We start from the raw sequence: 19155 nt of genomic DNA, 5'->3' as shown, positions 1-19155 counted from the left end.
CTTACGGTGATCGAGTGCTGTGCACGTGCACACTCCGATGAGACAAGGACGTCCCATGCAGCCCCTCAACCGACGCCGAACCTCCGTGCTCGCCCTTCTCGCCGCGGGCGCCCTCGTCCTCGGCAGCGCCGGGCCCGCCCCGGCCGAGGAGCCCGACGGCGCGGTCCACTTCGCACCCGTCCGCAGCGACCTCGCCACCAAGCCGTGGGTCACGGTGAGCGCCACCGCGGCACAGGATCGTGCGGCACTCGCCGTCGACGGCGACCCGGCGACCGCGTGGACGGTCCGCAGCAAGGGTGGCAAGGGCCGGGACTCCCTCGTCCTCGACCTCGGCGGGGCGTACGACAACATCCGCAAGGTCGGTCTCGTCTTCCCCGACGCGCACGGCACCTACCGGTACGTGGTCGAGGCCTCCGCCGACGGGCACCGGTGGACGACGGTCGTCGACCGCAGGCGGAACGACCAGCCGGGTCGCGGCGCGGAGCACCTCGTCGCACGCGCCGGGATCGCCTTCCTGCGGGTCACGATCACCGACGTGTCGCCGGGCGCCGTGGCCGGCATCAGCGAGCTGTCCGTGTGGAACTACCTGCGCGACGACATCGTGCTGGGCGCGGACATCTCGTACGCCGACCAGAACGACGCACAGGGCCTGACCTACGTCGTGGACGAGGGTGCCGAGCCGGTGCCCGTGCTGGAGGCGGCGGCCGACGCCGGCATGGAGTACATCCGCCTGCGCGTGTTCAACGACCCGCGCGACGAGCGGACGGGTGAGTACCTCGAGCCCGCCTACCAGGGCCCGGAGCGGACCCTGGGGGTCGCGCAGAAGGTCGTCGAGCAGGGCATGGGCCTGGGCATCGACCTGCACTACGCCGACTCGTGGGCCGACCCGAGCAAGCAGGCGAAGCCCACCGCGTGGCGTGAGCTGCCCTTCGAGGAGCTGACCCAGGCGGTCTACGACTACACCTACGCGACGGTGGACGCCCTCGTCGCCCAGGGCACCACTCCCGAGAAGGTCGCGGTGGGCAACGAGCTCATCAACGGGTTCATGTGGGGCAGCGAGCGTCCGCTGCCGTGGTTCGACGACGCGGCGTGGTGCGGCACGTGCTACTTCAACCAGGACCCGTCGTTCGTCTCGCAGCCCGGTGGTGCCCTGCTCTGGGACTACTGGGGCTCGGACGACCCGGCCGAGCAGGCCGCCTACGACGCCGCCTGGGACCGGTTCACCACCCTCCAGGCGTCAGGCATCGCGGCCGTCCGGGACGTCGCAGCCGCCCACGGCGTGGACATCCCGGTGGAGACCCACGCGATCATCGACAACGGCCGGGTGGACAAGACGCTCGAGTTCTGGGACCAGTTCCTCACCCGGCTCAACGCCAAGGGCCAGGACATCGACGTGATCGCACACTCCTACTACCCGGACTGGCACGGGACGCCCGAGCACTACGAGGCGAACCTGCACCAGGTGGCCGTGGCGCACCCGGGCTACGCCATGGAGATCGCCGAGACCTCGCACCAGTCGAACGACTACGACGGCCTGCCCGTCCCGAACTCGCCCTACCCCAAGACGGCGGAGGGCGCCGGGCTCTTCCTGCAGGACGTCTTCCGGATCGCGAACGACCTGCCCGACAACCGCGGCGCCGGCGTCCTGGTGTGGGAGCCAGCGAACTGGCAGGAGATGATCGACTGGTCGAGCAGCGCGTGGCCGGTGCTCACCTTCCACGAGACGATCGAGGTCTACGAGGCCAGCGACGCCGAGTTCGTGGTCGCCGACACCGTCTACCGGACCGTCCGCACCTCGAGCCCGATCAGGCTGCCCGCCACCGTCGACGTCCTCGACTCCGACGGCACGCTCCACGCGGTGCCCGTGACGTGGGACGCGGTCCCGGCCCGGGCCCCGTCCCGCCCCGGACAGGTCGTCATCAGCGGCACCACGGCCGAGCACGGCCCGGTGACCGCGGTCGTCGACGTCGTCCGGAGAGCGCTCGGAGCCTCGTGAGCGCTCGCGCCTGACGCAGCACCACCGGCGGTGGCCCTCGGGGGCCACCGCCGGTGCCCTGGGCAGGACCGCACGCGGGCTCCGCGTGGTCCCTACGACCGTGGCGGCGATGCGTCGAGCTCTGGTTCCCCGGCCGTCTCGCGGGCGTCGCGCGCGGCGAACCAGAAGGTGGCCAACGCGACGACTCCGGCCACGAGGACGAGCACCGTCAAAGGGTTCGAGCCGGCGGTCTCCCCGAGCGTGAACACGGAGAAGTCCCACGCGCCGTGCAGCAGCATCGCCCAGGCGAGGGACCCGGTGACCCGACGCAGGATGTAGAAGGACAGGCCCAGCAGGAACGCCTGGCCGACCTGGGGGAGCGTCTCGCCGACGGACTGGCCGAGGACGATGTTGACGCCGTGCATCAGTCCGAAGAGCAGGCTCGAGATCAGGGCGACCCAGATCTCCCGGGTGCTGCCGCGCAGGCCGACGAGCAGCAGGCCGCGGCTGGTCATCTCCTCGTTGAACCCGACGAAGACTCCCAGGGCCAGGGCGGCGATGACGAAGTCGGTTCCGACGGAGCCCCAGTCGGTCCCGGCCAGGTTCCCGACCATCACGACCACGAGAAGTGCGGGGGCGATGATCGTCCACTTGGCCCTGGTCGTCCGCCGCTCGCGCATCGCCGGCCGCCACCACCCGAGCCACGTCGTGACGATCGCCACCAGCACCGCTCCGACGACCAGAGACAGGACGGCACCGCGCCACAGGTTCCCCGCGGAGTCACCCCACTCGGTGTAGGGGATCCTGCTCGTCGCCTGGATCACCACGGCGACGGCCAGGTAGAGCGCCCACGTGGCCAGGCCGATCCAGGCTCGGGGTTGCACGCGCACGACGTTCTCCTCGGTGTCAGACGTCCCGGCGGCGAACGACCGCGCAGGTGAGCAGGAGGGCGGCGGCTGTCCAGAGGACGATTGCGATGAGCGCGGTGGTGAACGTGAGGTCACCCTCGGGGTGGCCGGGGAGCTCGAGCGGGGTGGAGGCGGGTCCGGGGATGGTGCGGGCGAACCATCCGACGGCCTCGACGGGGATGGCTTGCAGGAGCGCGGGCACGGCGTAGAGGAACCCGATGGTGGCGGTCACGGCGCCGATGCTCGAGCGGGTCAGGAACCCGAAGCACATCGCGATGACGCCGGCGGAGGCCGCGTACAGGGCCGTGCCGGTGATGACGCGCAGCACGTCCGGGTCGCCGAGCGTGGCCGGGTCGTCCCCACCGAGCAGCGCGGCGGCGAGCAGGTAGGCCACCACCGCGGGCAGGAACGTGGCGACGAGGGAGGTGACACCCACGAGGATGGCCTTGGCCAGCACGACGGCCGTGCGACGAGGGGCGACGGTGAACGTCATCTGCACGGCGCCGCGCTCGTACTCGGCGGTCGCGACGATCGTGCCGAGCATCAGGACGAGCAGCAGGGGGATCCAGTTGGTCCCGGACACGGTGGACAGCGCCAGCGCGGTGAGTTCCTCGTGCGTGCCAGCGGCGGCGTCGGAGGTCGTCACGGTGAGCACGGAGATCACGATGGGCAGCGCGACGATCAGGGCGAGCAGCCACTGGATCGAGCGCAGGCCGCGGGCCTTGATCAGCTCGCTGCGCAGCAGCCCGGTGAGGTCGAGCCGGGCCGTCGGGCCGGTGTCCGTCGTGGTCATGAGGTCGTCCCGCCGGTCGTGTACTCGATCGAGTCCTTGGTCAGCTCGAAGAACGCGTCCTCCAGCGAGGCGCTCTGCGGGGTGAGCTCGGCCAGCACCGAGCCGGTCCGGGCCGCCAGGTGACCGATCTGCTCGCTGTCGAGCCCGGTCACCACCAGCGCGTCCCCGGTCGCCGAGGTGGTCCCGCCCGCTGCGGTCACGGCGGCGGTCAGCGGCTCGGCAGGCGACTCGGTGGCCAGGCGGACGCGCACGCTGCTCGCGGTGGCCGCCGCGACGACGTCCGCGATCGCGCCGGCGGCGACGAGTCGTCCCCGGCCCAGCACGACCACGTCGTCGGCGGTCTGGGCCATCTCGCTCATCAGGTGGCTGGACAGCAGCACCGTGGTGCCGGCGGCGGCCAGGCTGCGGACCAGCTCACGGACCCAGTGCACCCCGTCGGGGTCGAGCCCGTTGACCGGCTCGTCGAGCACGAGGGTGTGCGGCGAGCCGAGCAGCGCGGCGGCGATCCCGAGGCGCTGCACCATGCCCAGCGAGAACGTGCCGACCCGGCGGCGCGACGGCTCGGTCATCCCGGTCAGCTCCAGGACCTCGTCGACCCGCCGCGCGGGCAGGTGGTGCGTCGCCGCGAGCGCGTCCAGGTAGTTGCGGGCCGTGCGGCCGGGGTGCACGGCGTGCGCGTCGAGCATCGCGCCCACGGCCGTCATCGGTGCCGGGCTGTCGACGAACGCGCGCCCGTCGACCAGTGCCGAGCCGCTGGTGGCGCGGTGCAGCCCGAGGATCATCCGCATCGTCGTCGACTTGCCCGCGCCGTTGGGCCCCAGCAGCCCCGTGACCCGGCCCGTGCGAGCGACGAAGGAGAGGTCCTGGACGGCGACCTTCTCCCCGTACGTCTTGGTGAGCCCTTCGACCTCGATCATGCGATCGGTTCCGTGGCGGACGGGGACGACCCCTGCGGCATGGAAGGCTCCTGACGGCTAGGGGCATCGCGCCGACCCGCGCGAACCTGGTGATTCGAACGATGGGGCATGAACCGCCGCCCCGCCCGTCGAGAGCCGACGGAGGGTTTGCAGCTCGGGGAGCGGTCACGGCGTCGGCGTCGCGGCCTCAGTCGGACGCAGCCTCCGCGCCGACCCGCAAGAGCTCGAGCGACTCGTGCTCGACGAGGACGGGGACGAAGTCCCGGACCGGCGATCCCTCGAACTGGGCGAGCTGAGCCTCGACGACCTCGCGGATCGTGGCCTGGGGAATGTCGGGGTAACGGGCCGAGAGTCGCTGCACGACGTCGTCGATCGCACGACCTTCATTGTCGATGGGCATGCCGTCAGCGTGCGGGCGGCCCTGCCGCTGGTCAACCGCTCCCGACCGCCGTGCAGTGCCTGTCGCGCAGTGTTCTCCCGGCGTTCAACCGTCCGTCGCACCGGCACCGTACGGTCGCAGCCGTGCTACCGACAGGAGCTGGGGTGGACCCCGTGACGGAACGTCCCGGGTCCGAGGTTCGTGCCGCTCAGCTGAGCGGGTCGCACATCGGCCGGACCGCGACGCTGGGCTTCGGCAACGACAGGCACCCGGGCGGTCTGATCCGCGGACGCCTGGCGATGGTGCGCCACGGCGTCGACGGTGACGACGTCGAGATCGGGCTCGTGGTCGGTGGGCAACGGCTCTCGATCGACGTGTCCAGGCACAAGGTGATCGAGCTGGACTGACCGGCCGGGCGGCATCGGGTGAAACTCGGCGGCGCACACAGTGTTCCCCGGGTCGAAACCCGCCGGAAACGACACGAGTGTCACTCTCGAAGCACGCTCCGGGGCCTGGTACGAGCAGGCTCCCGGGCCTCGGGGTCCTGCAGCAGCCCCACCCGCCGGCCACGACCTGAGGAAGCGATGACCCCACGACCCGACGTCCTGGTGATCGGCGAGGCGCTGATCGACGTCCACGACGACGGCATGACCATCCGCGAGCGCGTCGGCGGCAGCGCCGGCAACATCGCCGTCGGCCTGGCCCGCCTCGGTCGGGACACGGTCCTGCACACCGCGATCGGTCGCGACGAGCGCGGGCGGGAGATCTCGGCGTACCTGACGGCCTCCGGTGTCGGGCTGTCGGACTCGTCCCTCGTGCGGACCGCCTCGTCCGTCGCCCGGGCGGTGCTGTGGGTCGACGGCTCGGTGCGTCAGGACTTCCGGATCCACTGGGAGCCCGCCGCGGACCCGGGGACCTCGACGGCACGCAGCGTCCACGCCGGCTCGGTAGCGGCGTACCTGGAGCCCGGTGCGAGCACCGTGCTGGACCTCGTGGCCCGGTCGTACGGCCGGTCGCTGATCACGTTCGACCCCAGGATCGAGGCCGCCCTGGTGGGCCCGCGTGAGGACGCCCGCCGTCGGACGCTCCGGTTCGTCGAGCTGGCGGGGATCGTCAAGGCCAGCGAGCGCGACCTCGCGTTCCTGTACCCGGAGGACGACCCGCTCGACGTGCTGCGCGACTGGATCGGTCTCGGCCCGGACCTCGCCGTGCTGACGCGTGGTCCTCGCGGCGCGACGGCGGTGACCGCGCGCGGCGTCGTCGACGTGCCGGGGATCCCGGTCCTGCACGCCGAGGCGGGGGTCGGCGGGGGAGACGCGTTCATGTCGACGCTGATCGACAGCGCGCTGACGCTCGGATCGGACACCGGCATGCGCTGGGTGCGGTCCGGCGCGCCGGTGGTCGAGCAGGTGCTGCAGCGCTCGGTCCAGGCCGCCGCGCTGACCGTCGCGAGGCTGGGTGCGGTGCCTCCGACCGCCGAGGAGCTGGCCTCGGCGACCGGGGCCTGAGGACTCTCGGAGAGACGTCGCGCGCGTCGGTGGTCATGATGGGACGACGTCTCCGCCGTCGCAGGCGGCTCGGCCCGCCAGGAGGATCCGATGGAGTCCACGTTCGATCTCGACCGCATCGAGCCTGACGCCGAGGACGACCTGCGCGAGTACATCGACCGCTTGGTCGCCGAGGGCTACAGCGTGGCCGGTGGCGAGGGTGCGGACCCCGTGCTCATCGACCCGGGAGGCAAGGCGGTCGAGACCTGGCGCGAGGACTACCCGTACGACGAGCTGATGGATCGCGAGGAGTACGAGGAGACCAAGTACCGCCTGCAGATCGAGCTCCTCAAGCTGCAGTACTGGGCGGAGGACAACGGCGAACGCCACATCATCGTGTTCGAGGGCCGGGACGCGGCCGGCAAGGGCGGCACGATCAAGCGGTTCATCGAGCACCTGAACCCGCGGGCGGCACGCGTCGTGGCGCTCAACAAGCCGACCACCACGGAGCAGGGCCAGTGGTACTTCCAGCGCTACGTCAAGCACTTCCCCACGCAGGGCGAGATCGTCCTGTTCGACAGGTCCTGGTACAACCGCGCAGGCGTCGAGCGGGTGATGGGCTTCTGCTCGGATGACGAGTACGCGGCCTTCATGCGTCAAACCCCTGACTTCGAGAAGCTCGTCGTCGACGCCGGCACGCACCTGACCAAGCTCTGGTTCTCGGTCACCCGCCGCGAGCAGCGCACCCGCTTCGCGATCCGCCAGATCGACCCCGTCCGTCGCTGGAAGCTGTCACCGATGGACCTCGAGTCCCTCGGCCGCTGGGAGACGTACTCCGCGGCGAAGGAAGCCATGTTCGCCGGGACGGACACGGACCATGCGCCGTGGATCGCGATCCGCAGCAACGACAAGAAGCGGGCCCGGCTCAACGCCATGCGCTACTTCCTGAGCCAGTTCTCCTACGACGACAAGAACGAGGAGGTCGTCGGCGAGGTCGACCCGCTGATCGTCCAGCGTGCGCGCGACACCGTCGGCGACTGAGCCGGGTGGGCCTACCGGTGCACCGGGGTCCGCTCGGCCTTCTCCCGGCGCATGTCCCGGTGCAGCTCCTGGAGCAGGAGCGGTCCGTCGGCCCAGCCCTGCAGGCTCACGGCGGCGACCGCACGGACCGCCGGCCACTCGCCGTCCGCGAAGCCGGCAGGACGCGCGGCGAGCGCCCGGAGCGCGATCCGCCGCAGCTCCTCGGTCACCTCGCGCGCCCGTTGATCGGGAACGGCGGGCAGCACCGCGGCGATGACGATCTCGTCGTCCCCGAGCCGGCCGACGACGCACCCCGCCGGGGAGGTGCTCGCCAGCGCCTGCGCCATGGCGGCGAGCACGCGGTCGCCGTGGGGCAGACCGTGCACGGCGTTGAGCAGGCCGAACCCGGCGACGTCGATGAGCGTGACCGCGAGGCGTCGCCGCGTGCCCTGGATCTCCCGCGCCCACGAGTCGAGCGTGTGCTCGAGCATGTGGCGGTTGACCAGACCGGTGGTGCGGTCGCGCATCCCCTGGTCCGCGAGCGCGGCGGCGAGCGAGTGCACGAGCTCGGCGGTCCCGGTCGCCGACCAGACGTCGGCGCGGACGACCACGTCCTCGAACCGGGACTCGGGCGGCCGGGCCATCGCCAGCAGGGCCGCCTCGACCACGGATGCCGTCGGGTCCACGACGAGCGGGTCCCAGTCCGCCACGGCGCGTGCGGGGCGCCGCGTCAGCACCGCTCGGCCGTACCCGAGGCGGCCGGCCATGCCGGCGTTGAACCGCGATCGCGTGATGAGTCCGACCCGGCCCGTCGCGTCCCGGTCGACGACGCCGACCCGGACGAGGGCCGGGTTGAAGAAGAGCGGCTCGATCTCGTGGACGGGCATGTCCGCATCCACCACCTCCAGCGGGACGGCGAGGGTCGAGACGAGCGCGCTGGACGGGACGGCGCCGGAGCGCAGGTCACGCAGGAGGGTCTGGACGTCGGCCACAGGGAGAGCGTCCTCGCTCCACCCGCAGGTCGTGGCCGTGTTCGGCGAGCCGCCAGCCAACGTTCACGCGGGAGTCACCGAGGTGGACCAGGCAGCGGACGAAGCGGACGAGCCGAGGCCGAGCACCCCGGGCGGGGGACTCGATGCTTCTGCACCCGCCCGCCGTCCGCGGCCCCGACGAGAGTACGATCGGGCCGGTAACCGCGCCGTGGCGGGGTGCCCGCTCCGCAGGTCACGGTCGCGGACGGACATCGAGGCGCACCATGCGCAGGCGACTGACCGCACTCGGACTCGTTCTCCTCCTGATGGCAGGCCTGAGCCTGCTCACCGCGCCGGCGGCGTCGGCGCACCCGTACTGCGGCCAGGTGTGGGGTTCTGCACCGAAGGCGGCGGGCGACCTCTCGGCCGGGACGATGACGAACGTCAGAGCCGGCCGGCACACGTGCTTCGACCGGCTCGTCCTCGACATCGACGCGCCGCTGACGGGCTGGTCGGTGAGCTATGTCGACGAGGTGCGCCAGGACGGCTCGGGCGACGTCGTCCCCACGGCCGGCGGTGCGCGGCTCCAGGTGGTCGTCGGCGTTCCGACCATCGCGACCGACGCGTTCTTCGTCGGACCTGGCCGGCTCGTGGACACGTCGTCGTACCGGACGTTCCGTGACGTGGTCTGGGCAGGCAGCTTCGAGGGCTCGAGCTCGGTGGGGCTGGGCGTGCGGGCGCGACTCCCGTTCCGCGCGTTCGTCCTGGCGGGGCCCGGGGCCGGCTCCCGGCTCGTCGTCGACGTCGGGCACCAGTGGTGCGCGACCGGCCACTCCCAGTGCTGAGGGCGGCCGGCTGACCGGTCCCGTCAGCTGCGCAGCGCGCGGACGGCCCGCCCGACGAGTGCCGCGGCGACCACGCCTCCCGCGGCAGCGAGCAGCCACGGGCCGCCGACGAGCACCGGGTCGAGCGGCTGGTGCACCCGGTCGGCGCGGTGGCCCTCCGTCCGGGAGCTCAGACCGTGCCGACGGACCTCGCTGAGCACGCCCGTCTGGGTGATCGGGTTGTCGGGGCGTGGGGTGAGCAGCGAGGTCGCGTGGTGCTCGATGGCGTCGAGCCGGTCCGCCAGGACCAGCAGCAGCCAGTGGGCGGCGCGCGCCTCGCTGTACCGCTCGTAGGCGTGGGCGCGCACGACTCCGGGCAGCCCGCGCAGGGGCTGGGCGGTGCCGAACACCGGCGTGAGGAAGGCATGCTCGATCGACCGCTCGCGGGGGACGAGCTCGGGCTGCCGGTCGGGGAAGTCCCAGTGGGCACCGGTGTCCAGGTCGAGCCTCTCCCGGGGCACCGACGGACGGTCGGCGGGGTCCAGGTCCGCGCCCCAGCCGGGGATGCGGGCGCGCAGCTGGTCGATCGACTCGGGCAGTGGTGGCTTCTCGGATGTGTAGGCCATGGCGTCCCTCCTCAGGCCGCGTCCGGGACGACGAGCGTCTTGATGCACCCGTCGAGCTTGGCGGAGAACATGTGGTACCCCTCGGCGATGTGCTCGAGCGGGATCCGGTGGGTGACGATGTCGCTGGGCTTGAGGTACCCGTTGCGGATGTGCTCGAACAGCCGGGGCCACTGCCGCTTGACGGGTGCCTGGTTCATCCGCAGCGTGAGCCCCTTGTTCATGGCGTCACCGAACTTCACGGCACTGAACAGCGGGCCGTAGGCGCCCATCACGGAGACCGTGCCGCCCTTGCGCACCGAGTCGATGGCCCAGTTGAGCGCGACCGGGGACCCGCCCTGCAGCTTGAGCTTGGCGCTGGTGACGTGCTGCATCAGGTTGCCGTCCGCCTCGGCACCCACGGCGTCGATGACGACGTCGGCGCCCAGGTGGTCCGTCATCTTCTTCAGCAGCACGATCAGGTCGTCGTGCTCGGCGAAGTTGACGGTCTCCGCGTAGGCGAACGTCCTCGCCTTCTCCAGCCGGTAGTCCAGGTGGTCGACGACGATGACCCGCCCGGCACCCATCAGCCACGCCGACCGCGCCGCGAACAGCCCGACCGGGCCCGCGCCCAGGACGACGACGACGTCACCCTCGTGGATGTCGCCGAGCTGGGCGCCGAAGTACCCGGTGGACAGCGCGTCCGTGAGCAGCACCGCGTCCTCGTCGTCCATCCACTCCGGGATGCGCTGCGGGCCGACGTCCGCGAACGGCACCCGCACGTACTCCGCCTGGCCGCCGTCGTAGCCACCGGTGGTGTGCGAGTACCCGTAGATGCCCCCCACGGCGGTCGCGTTCGGGTTCACGTTGTGGCAGTTGGAGTACAGGCCGCGCGCGCAGAAGAAGCACGACCCGCAGTACACGTTGAACGGGACCATCACCCGGTCGCCGACCGACAGGTTCTGCACGGACGGGCCGACCTGGTCCACGACCCCGATGAACTCGTGGCCGAACGTGTGCCCGATGCGGGTGTCGGGCATCATGCCGTGGTAGAGGTGCAGGTCAGAGCCGCAGATCGCGGCCAGGGTGACCCGGACGATGGCGTCGTTCGGGTGCTCGATGCGCGGGACGTCCTTGTCCTCGACGCGGATCTTGTAGGGGCCTCGGTAGACCATCGCTCGCACGGGTGCACCACCTCGGGAGTGCCGGGCGCCGCGCTGCTAGACGCTTGTGCGAGCCTGCCACCGCGTGTGCCCGCGCGCCTCTCGGAGCCCCCGCCCCGTCCCGACGGGCAGACGGGCGGGTCTCACGCCTTGACGGCCAGCACGGGGCAGCGGGCGTCGAGCAGGATGCGTTGTGCCGTGGACCCCATGAGCAGCTTCCCGACGGGCGAACGGTGACGGATGCCGATCACGAGCATCGACGCGTCGACCTCCTCGGCGATGTCGAGCAGCGCGTCGCCGACGTCGCGCACGACGGTCTGGCGTACCTCGCCGTCGACCCCGAGGGAGTCGAGGAGCGCGCGCACCTGGGAGACGTCGGCGACACCGGCGAACCGGTCGTCGACCGGGGCGGTGCCGCTCGACGCGTTGACGACGAGCAGGCGCTCGTCGTGCACCTGTGCCTCCGCGATGGCACGCACCAGTGCAGCATGCCCCCGGGCGTCCGGTGTCCAACCGACGACGACGGTCATGACCTCACCTCTTCCTCGAGCTCCTCGACCTCGTCCTCCAGCCGCTCCGGCCCCTGCCTGCCGGGGACGAGCCGCAGGACGAGCGGCCCGAGCAGCAGGACCGCGATGACCACGTAGACGATCACGGCGACCGGCTCGCTCCACAGCGCCGACACGTCACCCTGGGACAGCTGCAGCGCCTGGGTGAGCTGCTCCTCGAGCCGGGGCCCGAGGATGACGCCGACGATGAGCGGCAGCACGGGGAGCCCGAACCGCCGCATGGCGAACCCGAGCGCCCCGAACAGGCAGAGCAGCAGGACGTCGAACCGCTGGAAGTTCACGCTGTACGCGCCGAGGACCGCGAAGAACAGGATGCCCGCGTACAGGTAGGGCCGGGGGATGCGGAGCAGCTTCGCCCACAGCGGCGCGAGCGGCAGGTTGATGACGAGCAGCAGGGTGTTGGCGACGAACAGGCTGGCCAGCAGCGTCCACACCAGCTCGGGCTCGGCCTCGAACAGCTGGGGGCCCGGCTGCAGGCCGTAGCTCTGCATGGCCGCGAGGATGACGGCCGCGGTGGCGGTGGTGGGCAGGCCGATCGCGAGCAGCGGCACGAGCGTGCCCGCGGCGGACGCGTTGTTGGCGGCCTCCGGCCCGGCGACGCCCTCGATGGCGCCCTTCCCGAACTCGGCCCGGTGCTCGCCCGCCAGCCGGCGCTCGGTGATGTACGACAGGAACGTCGGGAGCTCGGCCCCGCCGGCGGGCAGGGCGCCGAACGGGAACCCGAAGGCGGTGCCGCGCAGCCAGGGCGCCCACGACCGCCGCCAGTCCCGCCGGTCCATCCAGGGCCGTCCCACGGGGATGATCTCGAGCGGCCGACGCCGCAGGTGCGCAGCGACCCAGAGCGCCTCCCCGACGGCGAAGATGGCGACCGCGACGACGACGATGTCGATGCCGTCGGCGAGCAGCGGGTTGTCGAGCGTCAGGCGTGCCTGGCCGGTCGACGTCCCGACGAGGCCGATCGCCAGACCGAGCGCGAGCGAGATGAACCCGCGGAGCTTCGAGCTGCCCAGCACCGACGTCACCGCGACGAGGGCCAGGAGCATGAGGGCGAAGTACGAGGGCGCGCCCAGCACGACGACCCAGTCGGCGACCGTCGGCGCGACCGCGACGAGCAGGATCGTCCCGATGGTCCCCGCGACGAACGACCCGATCGCGGCCGTGGCGAGCGCCTGCGCCGCGCGGCCGGTCTTCGCCATCTTGTTGCCCTCGAGCGCCGTGATGACCGACGACGACTCGCCCGGCGTGTTCAGCAGGATCGACGTGGTCGACCCGCCGTACATGCCGCCGTAGTAGATGCCCGCGAACATGATGAGCGCCGCGCTGGGGGAGACGTTGTAGGTGACGGGCAGCAGGAGGGCGACCGTCATCGCGGGGCCGATCCCGGGCAGCACGCCGACCGCCGTGCCGAGCAGCACGCCGATGACGGCGTAGAGCAGGTTCTCGGGCGTGAGAGCCATGCTGAGCCCGGTGAGCAGGGCGTCCATCAGAGGATCCCGTCCAGGACGCCGGCCGGGATCGGGATGCCCAGGCCGACGTAGAAGCCGTACCAGGACGTCACCGACAGCACCGCGCCGATCGCCAGGTTGCGCACCCAGTGCCGGTTGCCCAGCACGGTCGCGGCGCCCGCGAACAGGAGGGCGCCGACGATCGCCCAGCCGAGCCAGTCGATGAGCACGACGGTCGCCCCGAGCACGCCGGCGAGCCCGGCGAGGGTCCTCCAGTCGGTGCTGCTGCTGAGGTCGACGTCCTCACCGGCCTCGCCCTCGGCGCGGTCGCCGCGCGCCGTCGCGACGGCCAGCAGGACGGCGAGCACGACGAGGGACGACCCGATCACGAAGCCGAACGCCGCGGGTGCCACGACCTGGTCGGAGAACCCCGGGTCGAGGCCCGCGGAGTCGACGACCGTCCAGATGCCGACGAGCCCGAGGAACGCCGCCATGCCGTACTGCGCGCGATCGGGCCCGAGCTCCGGGTGCTCGCTCGGGGCGGGAGGTGGCGTTGCGGTCACGGCGTCGCCCGGTTCACAGCAGCCCCAGGTCCTCGAGGGTGCTCGCCACCCGTTCGTCCTGGTCCACGAGGAACTCCTGGAACTCGTCACCGGTGCGGAACGCGTCCACCCAGCCGTTGGTCTCCAGCGCCTCCTGCCAGGCGGCCGTCCCGTGCATCTCCTCGAGCAGGGCGATGTGCTGGTCGCGGACCGAGTCGGGGATCCCGGGCGGCGCCAGCACCCCGCGCCAGTTGGTGAACACGAGGTCGATGCCGGACTCCTGCAGCGTGGGCGCGTCGACGCCGTCCAGCCGCTCCTCGCCCGACACGGCGAGCACCCGCAGCGAGCCGTCCGCGAGCTGGCCCTCGAACTCGCCCAGCCCGGACGTGCCGACGTCGATCTTGGCGCCGAGCAGGGCCGTGGTCAGCGGTCCGCCCCCGTCGTAGACGATGTAGTTGACCTCGGTCGGGTCGACGCCGACGGCGTCGGCGAGCTGCATCGGGAAGAGGTGGTCGGGTCCACCAGGGCTCGACCCTCCGCCGACCCGCACGCCCCCGGGGTCGGCCCGCCACGCCTCGACGAGGTCGTCGACCGTCTGGAACGGAGAGTCCGCGGGGACGAGCAGCCCCTCCTGCTCCTCGATCAGCTGCGCGATCGGCGTCGCTCCGCTCACCCGCGCGTCCGACCCGTTGGTGTACGTCGCTCCGACGACCCCCAGCCCCATCGTCATGAGGAGGTCCTCGGCGCCGCGCTCGTTGACGAGGCGCTGCATCGCCACGGTCCCGCTCGCGCCGGTGACGTTGCTGACCTCGAACCGCCCGGTGAGGTCCTCGGCCTCCATGACGCGCGTCGCCGCACGGCCGGTCTGGTCGTACCCACCGCCCGGCGAGTTGGGGATCATCATGCGCAGCCGGGCGTTCTCACCCCCGTCGTCACCGCGCGTGACGCCGCAGCCGGAGAGGGCGAGGACGGCGACGAGCGCCGTGGCGATCGCCGCGCGACGCCCGCGACGAGACTCGCGCGCGCGGGCACCGGAGAGCCCCATGCAGAACACCCCCTTGTGCCTGCGTCGATCTTGACCCATCCCGACGCGGACGTCATCTCGGGGGAGCGCCCGGCGGTCAGTGGTGGTCGCCGTGCCGACCGAGAGACTCCACCGGGGTGGCGCCCGGACGGCTCCACTGCGGGACGGGCCGGGTCGACTCCGCCCACCCGGCGCGGCCGTCCGCGTCCATCCGCCAGTACCAGCACGGGCCGTTGCCCCCCGGCCAGCCGTCAGGCTTGTCCTCCCACGCCTCGCCGCGCCCGTAGGGCGTCATGTCGAGCAAGGCGAACGACGGGGCGGCTGCCTCGACGCCCCGCCCGGTCGTCGTGTAGGTCAGGAAGACGCGGTCGCCGTCGCGCAGGAAGGTGGCCAGCGAGCCCATCTCGTCACCGACGGGCGCCTCGACGTCCCGCACGGAGTACCAGGGCTGGGTGTAGCCCATGAAGTCGACGAACGGGGCGACCTCGTCCCAGCGGCCCGTGGTCAGGATGGCGAACGAGACGCCGCGGGCGTTCAGGTAGACGGCGTCCTTCAGCTGCCAGGCGCTCACCGTGCAGCCCTCGCACTGGCCCTGGTGCGGCGCACCGTCGTGCCACATGTGCTTGTAGACGACGAGCTCGTCGCGGCCCTGGAACAGCGACCGGAACGGGACCGGCCCGTCGGGTCCGACGACCTCCACCGTGCCGTCGATCTCGACCATGGGCAGCCTGCGGCGCTCCGCCGCGATCGCGTCGCCTGCGCGGGTGTGGGCCTTCTCGCGGACCAGGAGCTCGCCGCGCGCGACCTGCCAGGTGGCGAGGTCGACGACGGGCGGTCGGCCGGGCAGGGCGCGGGTCAGGTCGTCGGGGGTGGTCGTCATGGTGTCCTCCGTGGTGGGTGGTGCCGGGCGGCGTCGTACGACGATCGTCGTCGGCGTTCACGGGCACGACGCGCGGGCGTGCCTCCGATCGACACGATGGCCTGATGTCCTCGTCGATCGTGCGGGCCGGTGCGGACGCCGTGGGTGCTGGGGCGCGAGGATGAGCCCGTGACCACCGAGCAGCCGTGCTGCGCCCCGGGAGCTCGGCACCCCCGCACGCCCGTGCCGCTCGGGCTCGGCTCGCCCAGGCTCCCGCGCGCAGACGCCGCGACGCCCCGGGCGAGCGTCGTCGATACCCTGGTCGAGGTCCCCGGTGGTTCCTTCGTCATGGGGCACGACGGTGCGGACGGGCACGCGTCGGACGGGGAGGGGCCGGCGCACGTAGTGGAGCTGCGGCCGTTCCGGATCATGCGGACCGCCGTGACCACCGCCCAGTTCGCGGAGTTCGTGGACGCGACGGGGTACCGGACGGAGGCCGAGGCGTTCGGCTGGTCCTTCGTCTTCGCCGGTCTGCTGCCGGACGACTTCCCACCGACGCGGGGTGTGGCGGCCACGCCGTGGTGGCGGCAGGTGGAGGGAGCCGACTGGCGGCACCCCGAGGGCCCGCACTCGTCGGTCGGGGACCGGGCGGACCATCCCGTGGTGCACGTCAGCTGGTCGGACGCCTCGGCGTTCGCGACCTGGGCGGGCTTGCGCCTGCCCTCCGAGGCCGAGTGGGAACGCGCGGCCCGCGGCGACGTCGTCGGCGCGCACTACCCGTGGGGGCACGAGCGGGAGCCGGGCGGCGAGCACCGCATGAACGTGTGGCAGGGGGAGTTCCCGCGGCACAACACGCTCGACGACGGCTACCTGGGTACCGCTCCCGCAGGAGCGTTCCCCGCGAACGGTCTCGGGCTGCACAACATGACGGGCAACGTGTGGGAGTGGTGCCACGACTGGTTCGCGGTCGACACCTACCGGTCGTCGCCGCGCGTCGACCCGGTGGGACCCGTCGCAGGCCTGCAGCGCGTGATGCGCGGTGGGTCCTACCTGTGCCACGAGTCGTACTGCTTCCGCTACCGCGTGGACGCGCGCAGCTCGAGCTCGCCCGACTCGTCCGCCGGCAACATCGGCTTCCGCTGCGTGTCCTGACCGTCGGCCCTGGTCAGGCACGCCGTACCGGGCACTAGGGTGCGAAGAGGACGACGGCGTTCGCGCATCGTGGTCTGCACACCCTGGTTCCGGGCCGGCGACCACGACCGGCCCGCGCTGACACGACCCGTGCGCCGCACGGCGAAGGAGCGTCATGACCGCCGATCGCCACGCCAGGACCATGCTGCCCATCCCCGACCGGCCGTCGCCGGGACTGACGACGTTCGACGCCAAGGACCCGGACACGTCGTTCCCCCCGATCGAGCCGCTCCTCCCGCCGGAGGGTGCGCCCAACGTCCTGATCGTGCTGCTCGACGACGTCGGGTTCGGTGCGTCGAGCGCGTTCGGCGGGCCGTGCGCGACACCCAGCGCCGAGCGCCTCGCCGCCACGGGGCTGACGTACAACCGGTTCCACACCACCGCGTTGTGCGCGCCCACCCGGCAGGCCATGCTCACCGGCCGGAACCACCACTCGGTCGGCATGGGCAGCATCACGGAGACCGCCACGTCGGCGCCCGGGAACAGCTCGCTGCGGCCCAACACCAAGGCGCCGCTCGCGATGACCCTCAAGCTCAACGGGTACTCGACCGCGCAGTTCGGCAAGTGCCACGAGGTACCCGTCTGGCAGACGTCGCCGATGGGTCCGTTCGACGCGTGGCCCACCGGGGGTGGTGGCTTCGAGACGTTCTACGGCTTCATCGGTGGTGAGAACAACCAGTGGGATCCCGCCCTCTACGACGGCACCACGCCCGTCGAGCCACCGGCGACGGCGGAGGAGGGCTATCACCTGACCGAGGACCTCACGGACCGCGCCATGAGCTGGGTCCGGCAGCAGAAGGCGCTGATGCCGGACCGACCGTTCTTCGTCTACTTCGCGCCGGGTGCGACGCACGCCCCGCACCACGTCCCGCCGGAGTGGATCGAGAAGTACGCCGGCCGGTTCGACGACGGGTGGGACGTCGAGCGCGAGCGGACGTTCGCCCGTCAGGTCGAGCTCGGCATCGTGCCGGCAGGGACGCAGCTGACCGAGAGGCACGCGGAGATCCCCGCGTGGGACGACATGCCGGCGGAGCTCAAGCCGGTGCTCGCCCGCCAGATGGAGGTGTACGCCGCCTTCCTGGAGCACACCGACCATCACGTCGGTCGCCTCCTGGACACCATCGAGGATCTCGGCGTGCTCGAGAACACGCTGATCTACTACATCATCGGCGACAACGGGGCGTCCGCCGAGGGCACGGTCAACGGTGCGTTCAACGAGATGGCCAACTTCAACGGCATGGCCGCCGTCGAGACACCGGAGTTCCTGCTGAGCAAGCTGGACGAGCTGGGCTCACCCTCCTCGTACAACCACTACTCGGTGGGCTGGGCATGGGCGATGAACTCCCCGCTCCAGTGGACCAAGCAGGTGGCCTCCCACTGGGGCGGCACGCGCAACGGCACGATCGTGCACTGGCCCGACGGGATCGCCGAGGCGGGCGGGCTGCGGTCGCAGTTCACCCACGTCATCGACGTCGCCCCGACCGTCCTGCAGGCAGCGGGCGTGCCGGAGCCGGCGATGGTGAACGGCGTCCAGCAGTCGCCCATGGAGGGCACCTCGATGCTCCCCACGTTCAACGAGCCCGACCTGCCGGAAGAGCACGACCTGCAGTACTTCGAGATGTTCGGCAACCGCGGGATCTACCACCGCGGCTGGAGCGCCGTCACCAAGCACAAGACCCCGTGGATCATGGTGGGCGGCACGCTGCCGGACTTCGACGACGACGTCTGGGAGCTCTACGACGGGCGGACGGACTTCAGCCAGGCGCACGACCTCGCCGCCGAGCACCCGGACGTGCTCGCGCGGCTGCAGAGGCTGTGGCTGATCGAGGCGACGAAGTACGGCGTGCTGCCGCTGGACGACCGCGGGGCGGAGCGGCTGGAGCCGTCGATGGCCGGGCGCCCGACCCTGATCAGAGGCACCTCGCAGCAGTTCTTCCCGGGCATGGGCCGGCTCTCGGAGAACAGCGTCGTCAGCATCAAGAACAAGTCGTTCTCCGTGACGGCCGAGGTGGTCGTCGAGGCGTCGGGCGCCGAGGGCGTGATCATCGCGCAGGGTGGGCGGTTCGGCGGGTGGAGCTTCTACGCGAAGGGCGGACGGCTGACGTTCGTCTACAACGTCCTCGGGATCCACCACTTCGTCGTCGGTGCCGAGCAGCCGATCCCTGCCGGGAAGCACCAGCTGCGGGTCGAGTTCGCCTACGACGGCGGAGGCCTGGCGAAGGGCGGGGACGTGACGCTCTTCCACGACGGCGCCGCCGTCGGTTCCGGTCGGGTGGCGATGACCCAGCCCATGGTCTTCTCCGCCGACGAGACCACCGACATCGGCTACGAGAGCGGCACCACGGTGAGCGCCGACTACACGGCCGCCACCAGCCGCTTCCGCGGGAAGATCCACTGGGTGCAGATCGACCTGGGCGACGACGACCACGACCACGTCATCGACCCGGAGGAGCGCCTGCGCATCGCGATGGCACGGCAATGAGGGC

19 protein-coding genes are annotated in these 19155 nt (G+C 71.8%); 7 read left to right on the top strand and 12 right to left on the bottom strand.

Features of this window, described 5'->3' with window-relative positions; translation table 11 throughout:
* The first annotated feature begins 55 nt into the window (after positions 1-55).
* Positions 56-1996: a glycosyl hydrolase 53 family protein gene (locus CXY01_RS10280; RefSeq protein ID WP_186813368.1), complete on the top strand. Its 1941-nt coding sequence runs from the start codon at positions 56-58 to the stop codon at positions 1994-1996.
* Positions 1997-2088: 92 nt separating this feature from the next.
* Here CXY01_RS10280 and CXY01_RS10275 read toward each other — a convergent pair whose 3' ends face one another.
* The 4 genes from CXY01_RS10275 to CXY01_RS10260 form a co-directional block, all read right to left on the bottom strand.
* Positions 2089-2865, bottom strand: coding sequence for a CPBP family intramembrane glutamic endopeptidase (locus CXY01_RS10275; RefSeq protein ID WP_146927345.1), 777 nt, complete (start codon positions 2863-2865; stop codon positions 2089-2091).
* A 16-nt stretch (positions 2866-2881) separates the two neighbouring features.
* The gene (locus tag CXY01_RS10270) at positions 2882-3676 is read right to left on the bottom strand and encodes an ABC transporter permease (RefSeq protein WP_146927344.1); all 795 of its coding nucleotides are present in this window, start codon (positions 3674-3676) and stop codon (positions 2882-2884) included.
* Positions 3673-4593: an ABC transporter ATP-binding protein gene (locus CXY01_RS10265; protein WP_146927343.1), complete on the bottom strand. Its 921-nt coding sequence runs from the start codon at positions 4591-4593 to the stop codon at positions 3673-3675. Before CXY01_RS10265 ends, CXY01_RS10270 begins: the two co-directional genes overlap by 4 nt.
* 187 nt (positions 4594-4780) lie before the next feature.
* Positions 4781-4993 (bottom strand): three-helix bundle dimerization domain-containing protein, encoded by a 213-nt coding sequence (locus CXY01_RS10260; RefSeq protein WP_146927342.1) that lies wholly within the window; start codon positions 4991-4993, stop codon positions 4781-4783.
* A 152-nt stretch (positions 4994-5145) separates the two neighbouring features.
* Between CXY01_RS10260 and CXY01_RS10255 the strand changes: the two genes are divergently transcribed.
* The 3 genes from CXY01_RS10255 (at position 5146) to ppk2 (ending at position 7500) form a co-directional block, all read left to right on the top strand.
* Positions 5146-5379, top strand: a complete 234-nt coding sequence (locus CXY01_RS10255; protein ID WP_146927341.1) for a hypothetical protein — start codon at positions 5146-5148, stop codon at positions 5377-5379.
* A 177-nt stretch (positions 5380-5556) separates the two neighbouring features.
* Positions 5557-6480, top strand: a complete 924-nt coding sequence (locus CXY01_RS10250; RefSeq protein ID WP_146927340.1) for a PfkB family carbohydrate kinase — start codon at positions 5557-5559, stop codon at positions 6478-6480.
* 90 nt (positions 6481-6570) lie between these two features.
* The gene (gene ppk2 / locus CXY01_RS10245; RefSeq protein ID WP_146927339.1) at positions 6571-7500 is read left to right on the top strand and encodes a polyphosphate kinase 2; all 930 of its coding nucleotides are present in this window, start codon (positions 6571-6573) and stop codon (positions 7498-7500) included.
* 11 nt (positions 7501-7511) lie between these two features.
* Here the strand turns inward: ppk2 and CXY01_RS10240 are convergent, their stop codons facing one another.
* The gene (locus CXY01_RS10240) at positions 7512-8471 is read right to left on the bottom strand and encodes a diguanylate cyclase domain-containing protein (protein ID WP_146927338.1); all 960 of its coding nucleotides are present in this window, start codon (positions 8469-8471) and stop codon (positions 7512-7514) included.
* Positions 8472-8734: 263 nt separating this feature from the next.
* Here CXY01_RS10240 and CXY01_RS10235 point away from each other — a divergent pair, with 263 nt between their 5' ends.
* Complete coding sequence (locus CXY01_RS10235) at positions 8735-9295, top strand: AMIN-like domain-containing (lipo)protein (protein ID WP_146927337.1); 561 nt, start codon at positions 8735-8737, stop codon at positions 9293-9295.
* Positions 9296-9318: 23 nt separating this feature from the next.
* Here CXY01_RS10235 and CXY01_RS10230 read toward each other — a convergent pair whose 3' ends face one another.
* The 7 genes from CXY01_RS10230 to CXY01_RS10200 all read right to left on the bottom strand — a co-directional run bounded on the left by CXY01_RS10230 (position 9319) and on the right by CXY01_RS10200 (position 15499).
* Entirely contained in the window at positions 9319-9900 is a 582-nt protein-coding gene (locus tag CXY01_RS10230) for a hypothetical protein (protein ID WP_146927336.1), read from the bottom strand.
* Positions 9901-9911: 11 nt separating this feature from the next.
* Positions 9912-11060 (bottom strand): zinc-dependent alcohol dehydrogenase, encoded by a 1149-nt coding sequence (locus tag CXY01_RS10225; RefSeq protein ID WP_146927335.1) that lies wholly within the window; start codon positions 11058-11060, stop codon positions 9912-9914.
* Positions 11061-11182: 122 nt separating this feature from the next.
* Positions 11183-11569, bottom strand: a complete 387-nt coding sequence (locus CXY01_RS10220) for a universal stress protein (protein ID WP_146927334.1) — start codon at positions 11567-11569, stop codon at positions 11183-11185.
* Positions 11566-13092 carry a tripartite tricarboxylate transporter permease gene (locus CXY01_RS10215; protein ID WP_146927333.1) on the bottom strand — a complete coding sequence of 509 codons (1527 nt, stop codon included), beginning with the start codon at positions 13090-13092 and terminating at the stop codon, positions 11566-11568. The genes CXY01_RS10220 and CXY01_RS10215 overlap by 4 nt, the downstream gene beginning before the upstream one ends.
* A complete protein-coding gene (locus CXY01_RS10210) occupies positions 13092-13616 on the bottom strand; it encodes a tripartite tricarboxylate transporter TctB family protein (protein ID WP_246125226.1) in 525 nt (174 codons plus the stop codon). The genes CXY01_RS10215 and CXY01_RS10210 overlap by 1 nt, the downstream gene beginning before the upstream one ends.
* A gap of 13 nt (positions 13617-13629) precedes the next feature.
* Complete coding sequence (locus CXY01_RS10205) at positions 13630-14640, bottom strand: Bug family tripartite tricarboxylate transporter substrate binding protein (RefSeq protein ID WP_146927332.1); 1011 nt, start codon at positions 14638-14640, stop codon at positions 13630-13632.
* A gap of 76 nt (positions 14641-14716) precedes the next feature.
* Positions 14717-15499: a DUF899 family protein gene (locus CXY01_RS10200; protein ID WP_146927331.1), complete on the bottom strand. Its 783-nt coding sequence runs from the start codon at positions 15497-15499 to the stop codon at positions 14717-14719.
* Between the two features lie 168 nt (positions 15500-15667).
* Between CXY01_RS10200 and CXY01_RS10195 the strand changes: the two genes are divergently transcribed.
* Positions 15668-16630, top strand: coding sequence for a formylglycine-generating enzyme family protein (locus CXY01_RS10195; protein ID WP_222594529.1), 963 nt, complete (start codon positions 15668-15670; stop codon positions 16628-16630).
* Positions 16631-16784: 154 nt separating this feature from the next.
* On the top strand, positions 16785-19151 hold the full coding sequence (locus tag CXY01_RS10190) for an arylsulfatase (RefSeq protein WP_146927330.1): 2367 nt from the start codon (positions 16785-16787) through the stop codon (positions 19149-19151).
* Positions 19152-19155: the final 4 nt, after the last annotated feature.

It is taken from the genome of Cellulomonas xylanilytica (assembly GCF_007989805.1).
GTDB classification, from domain to species: Bacteria; Actinomycetota; Actinomycetes; order Actinomycetales; family Cellulomonadaceae; genus Cellulomonas; species Cellulomonas xylanilytica.
This window is presented reverse-complemented; position numbering and strand designations above follow the sequence as displayed.

Excerpts from the sequence above, each read along its gene's own strand:
- ppk2 (WP_146927339.1), top strand. The coding sequence starts at position 6,571 with ATGGAGTCCACGTTCGATCTCGACCGCATCGAGCCTGACGCCGAGGAC.
- CXY01_RS10235 (WP_146927337.1), top strand. The coding sequence starts at position 8,735 with ATGCGCAGGCGACTGACCGCACTCGGACTCGTTCTCCTCCTGATGGCA.
- CXY01_RS10265 (WP_146927343.1), bottom strand. The coding sequence starts at position 4,593 with ATGATCGAGGTCGAAGGGCTCACCAAGACGTACGGGGAGAAGGTCGCC.
- CXY01_RS10260 (WP_146927342.1), bottom strand. The coding sequence starts at position 4,993 with ATGCCCATCGACAATGAAGGTCGTGCGATCGACGACGTCGTGCAGCGA.
- CXY01_RS10215 (WP_146927333.1), bottom strand. The coding sequence starts at position 13,092 with ATGGACGCCCTGCTCACCGGGCTCAGCATGGCTCTCACGCCCGAGAAC.
- CXY01_RS10220 (WP_146927334.1), bottom strand. The coding sequence starts at position 11,569 with ATGACCGTCGTCGTCGGTTGGACACCGGACGCCCGGGGGCATGCTGCA.
- CXY01_RS10280 (WP_186813368.1), top strand. The coding sequence starts at position 56 with ATGCAGCCCCTCAACCGACGCCGAACCTCCGTGCTCGCCCTTCTCGCC.
- CXY01_RS10205 (WP_146927332.1), bottom strand. The coding sequence starts at position 14,640 with ATGGGGCTCTCCGGTGCCCGCGCGCGCGAGTCTCGTCGCGGGCGTCGC.
- CXY01_RS10200 (WP_146927331.1), bottom strand. The coding sequence starts at position 15,499 with ATGACGACCACCCCCGACGACCTGACCCGCGCCCTGCCCGGCCGACCG.
- CXY01_RS10270 (WP_146927344.1), bottom strand. The coding sequence starts at position 3,676 with ATGACCACGACGGACACCGGCCCGACGGCCCGGCTCGACCTCACCGGG.
- CXY01_RS10190 (WP_146927330.1), top strand. The coding sequence starts at position 16,785 with ATGACCGCCGATCGCCACGCCAGGACCATGCTGCCCATCCCCGACCGG.
- CXY01_RS10250 (WP_146927340.1), top strand. The coding sequence starts at position 5,557 with ATGACCCCACGACCCGACGTCCTGGTGATCGGCGAGGCGCTGATCGAC.
- CXY01_RS10230 (WP_146927336.1), bottom strand. The coding sequence starts at position 9,900 with ATGGCCTACACATCCGAGAAGCCACCACTGCCCGAGTCGATCGACCAG.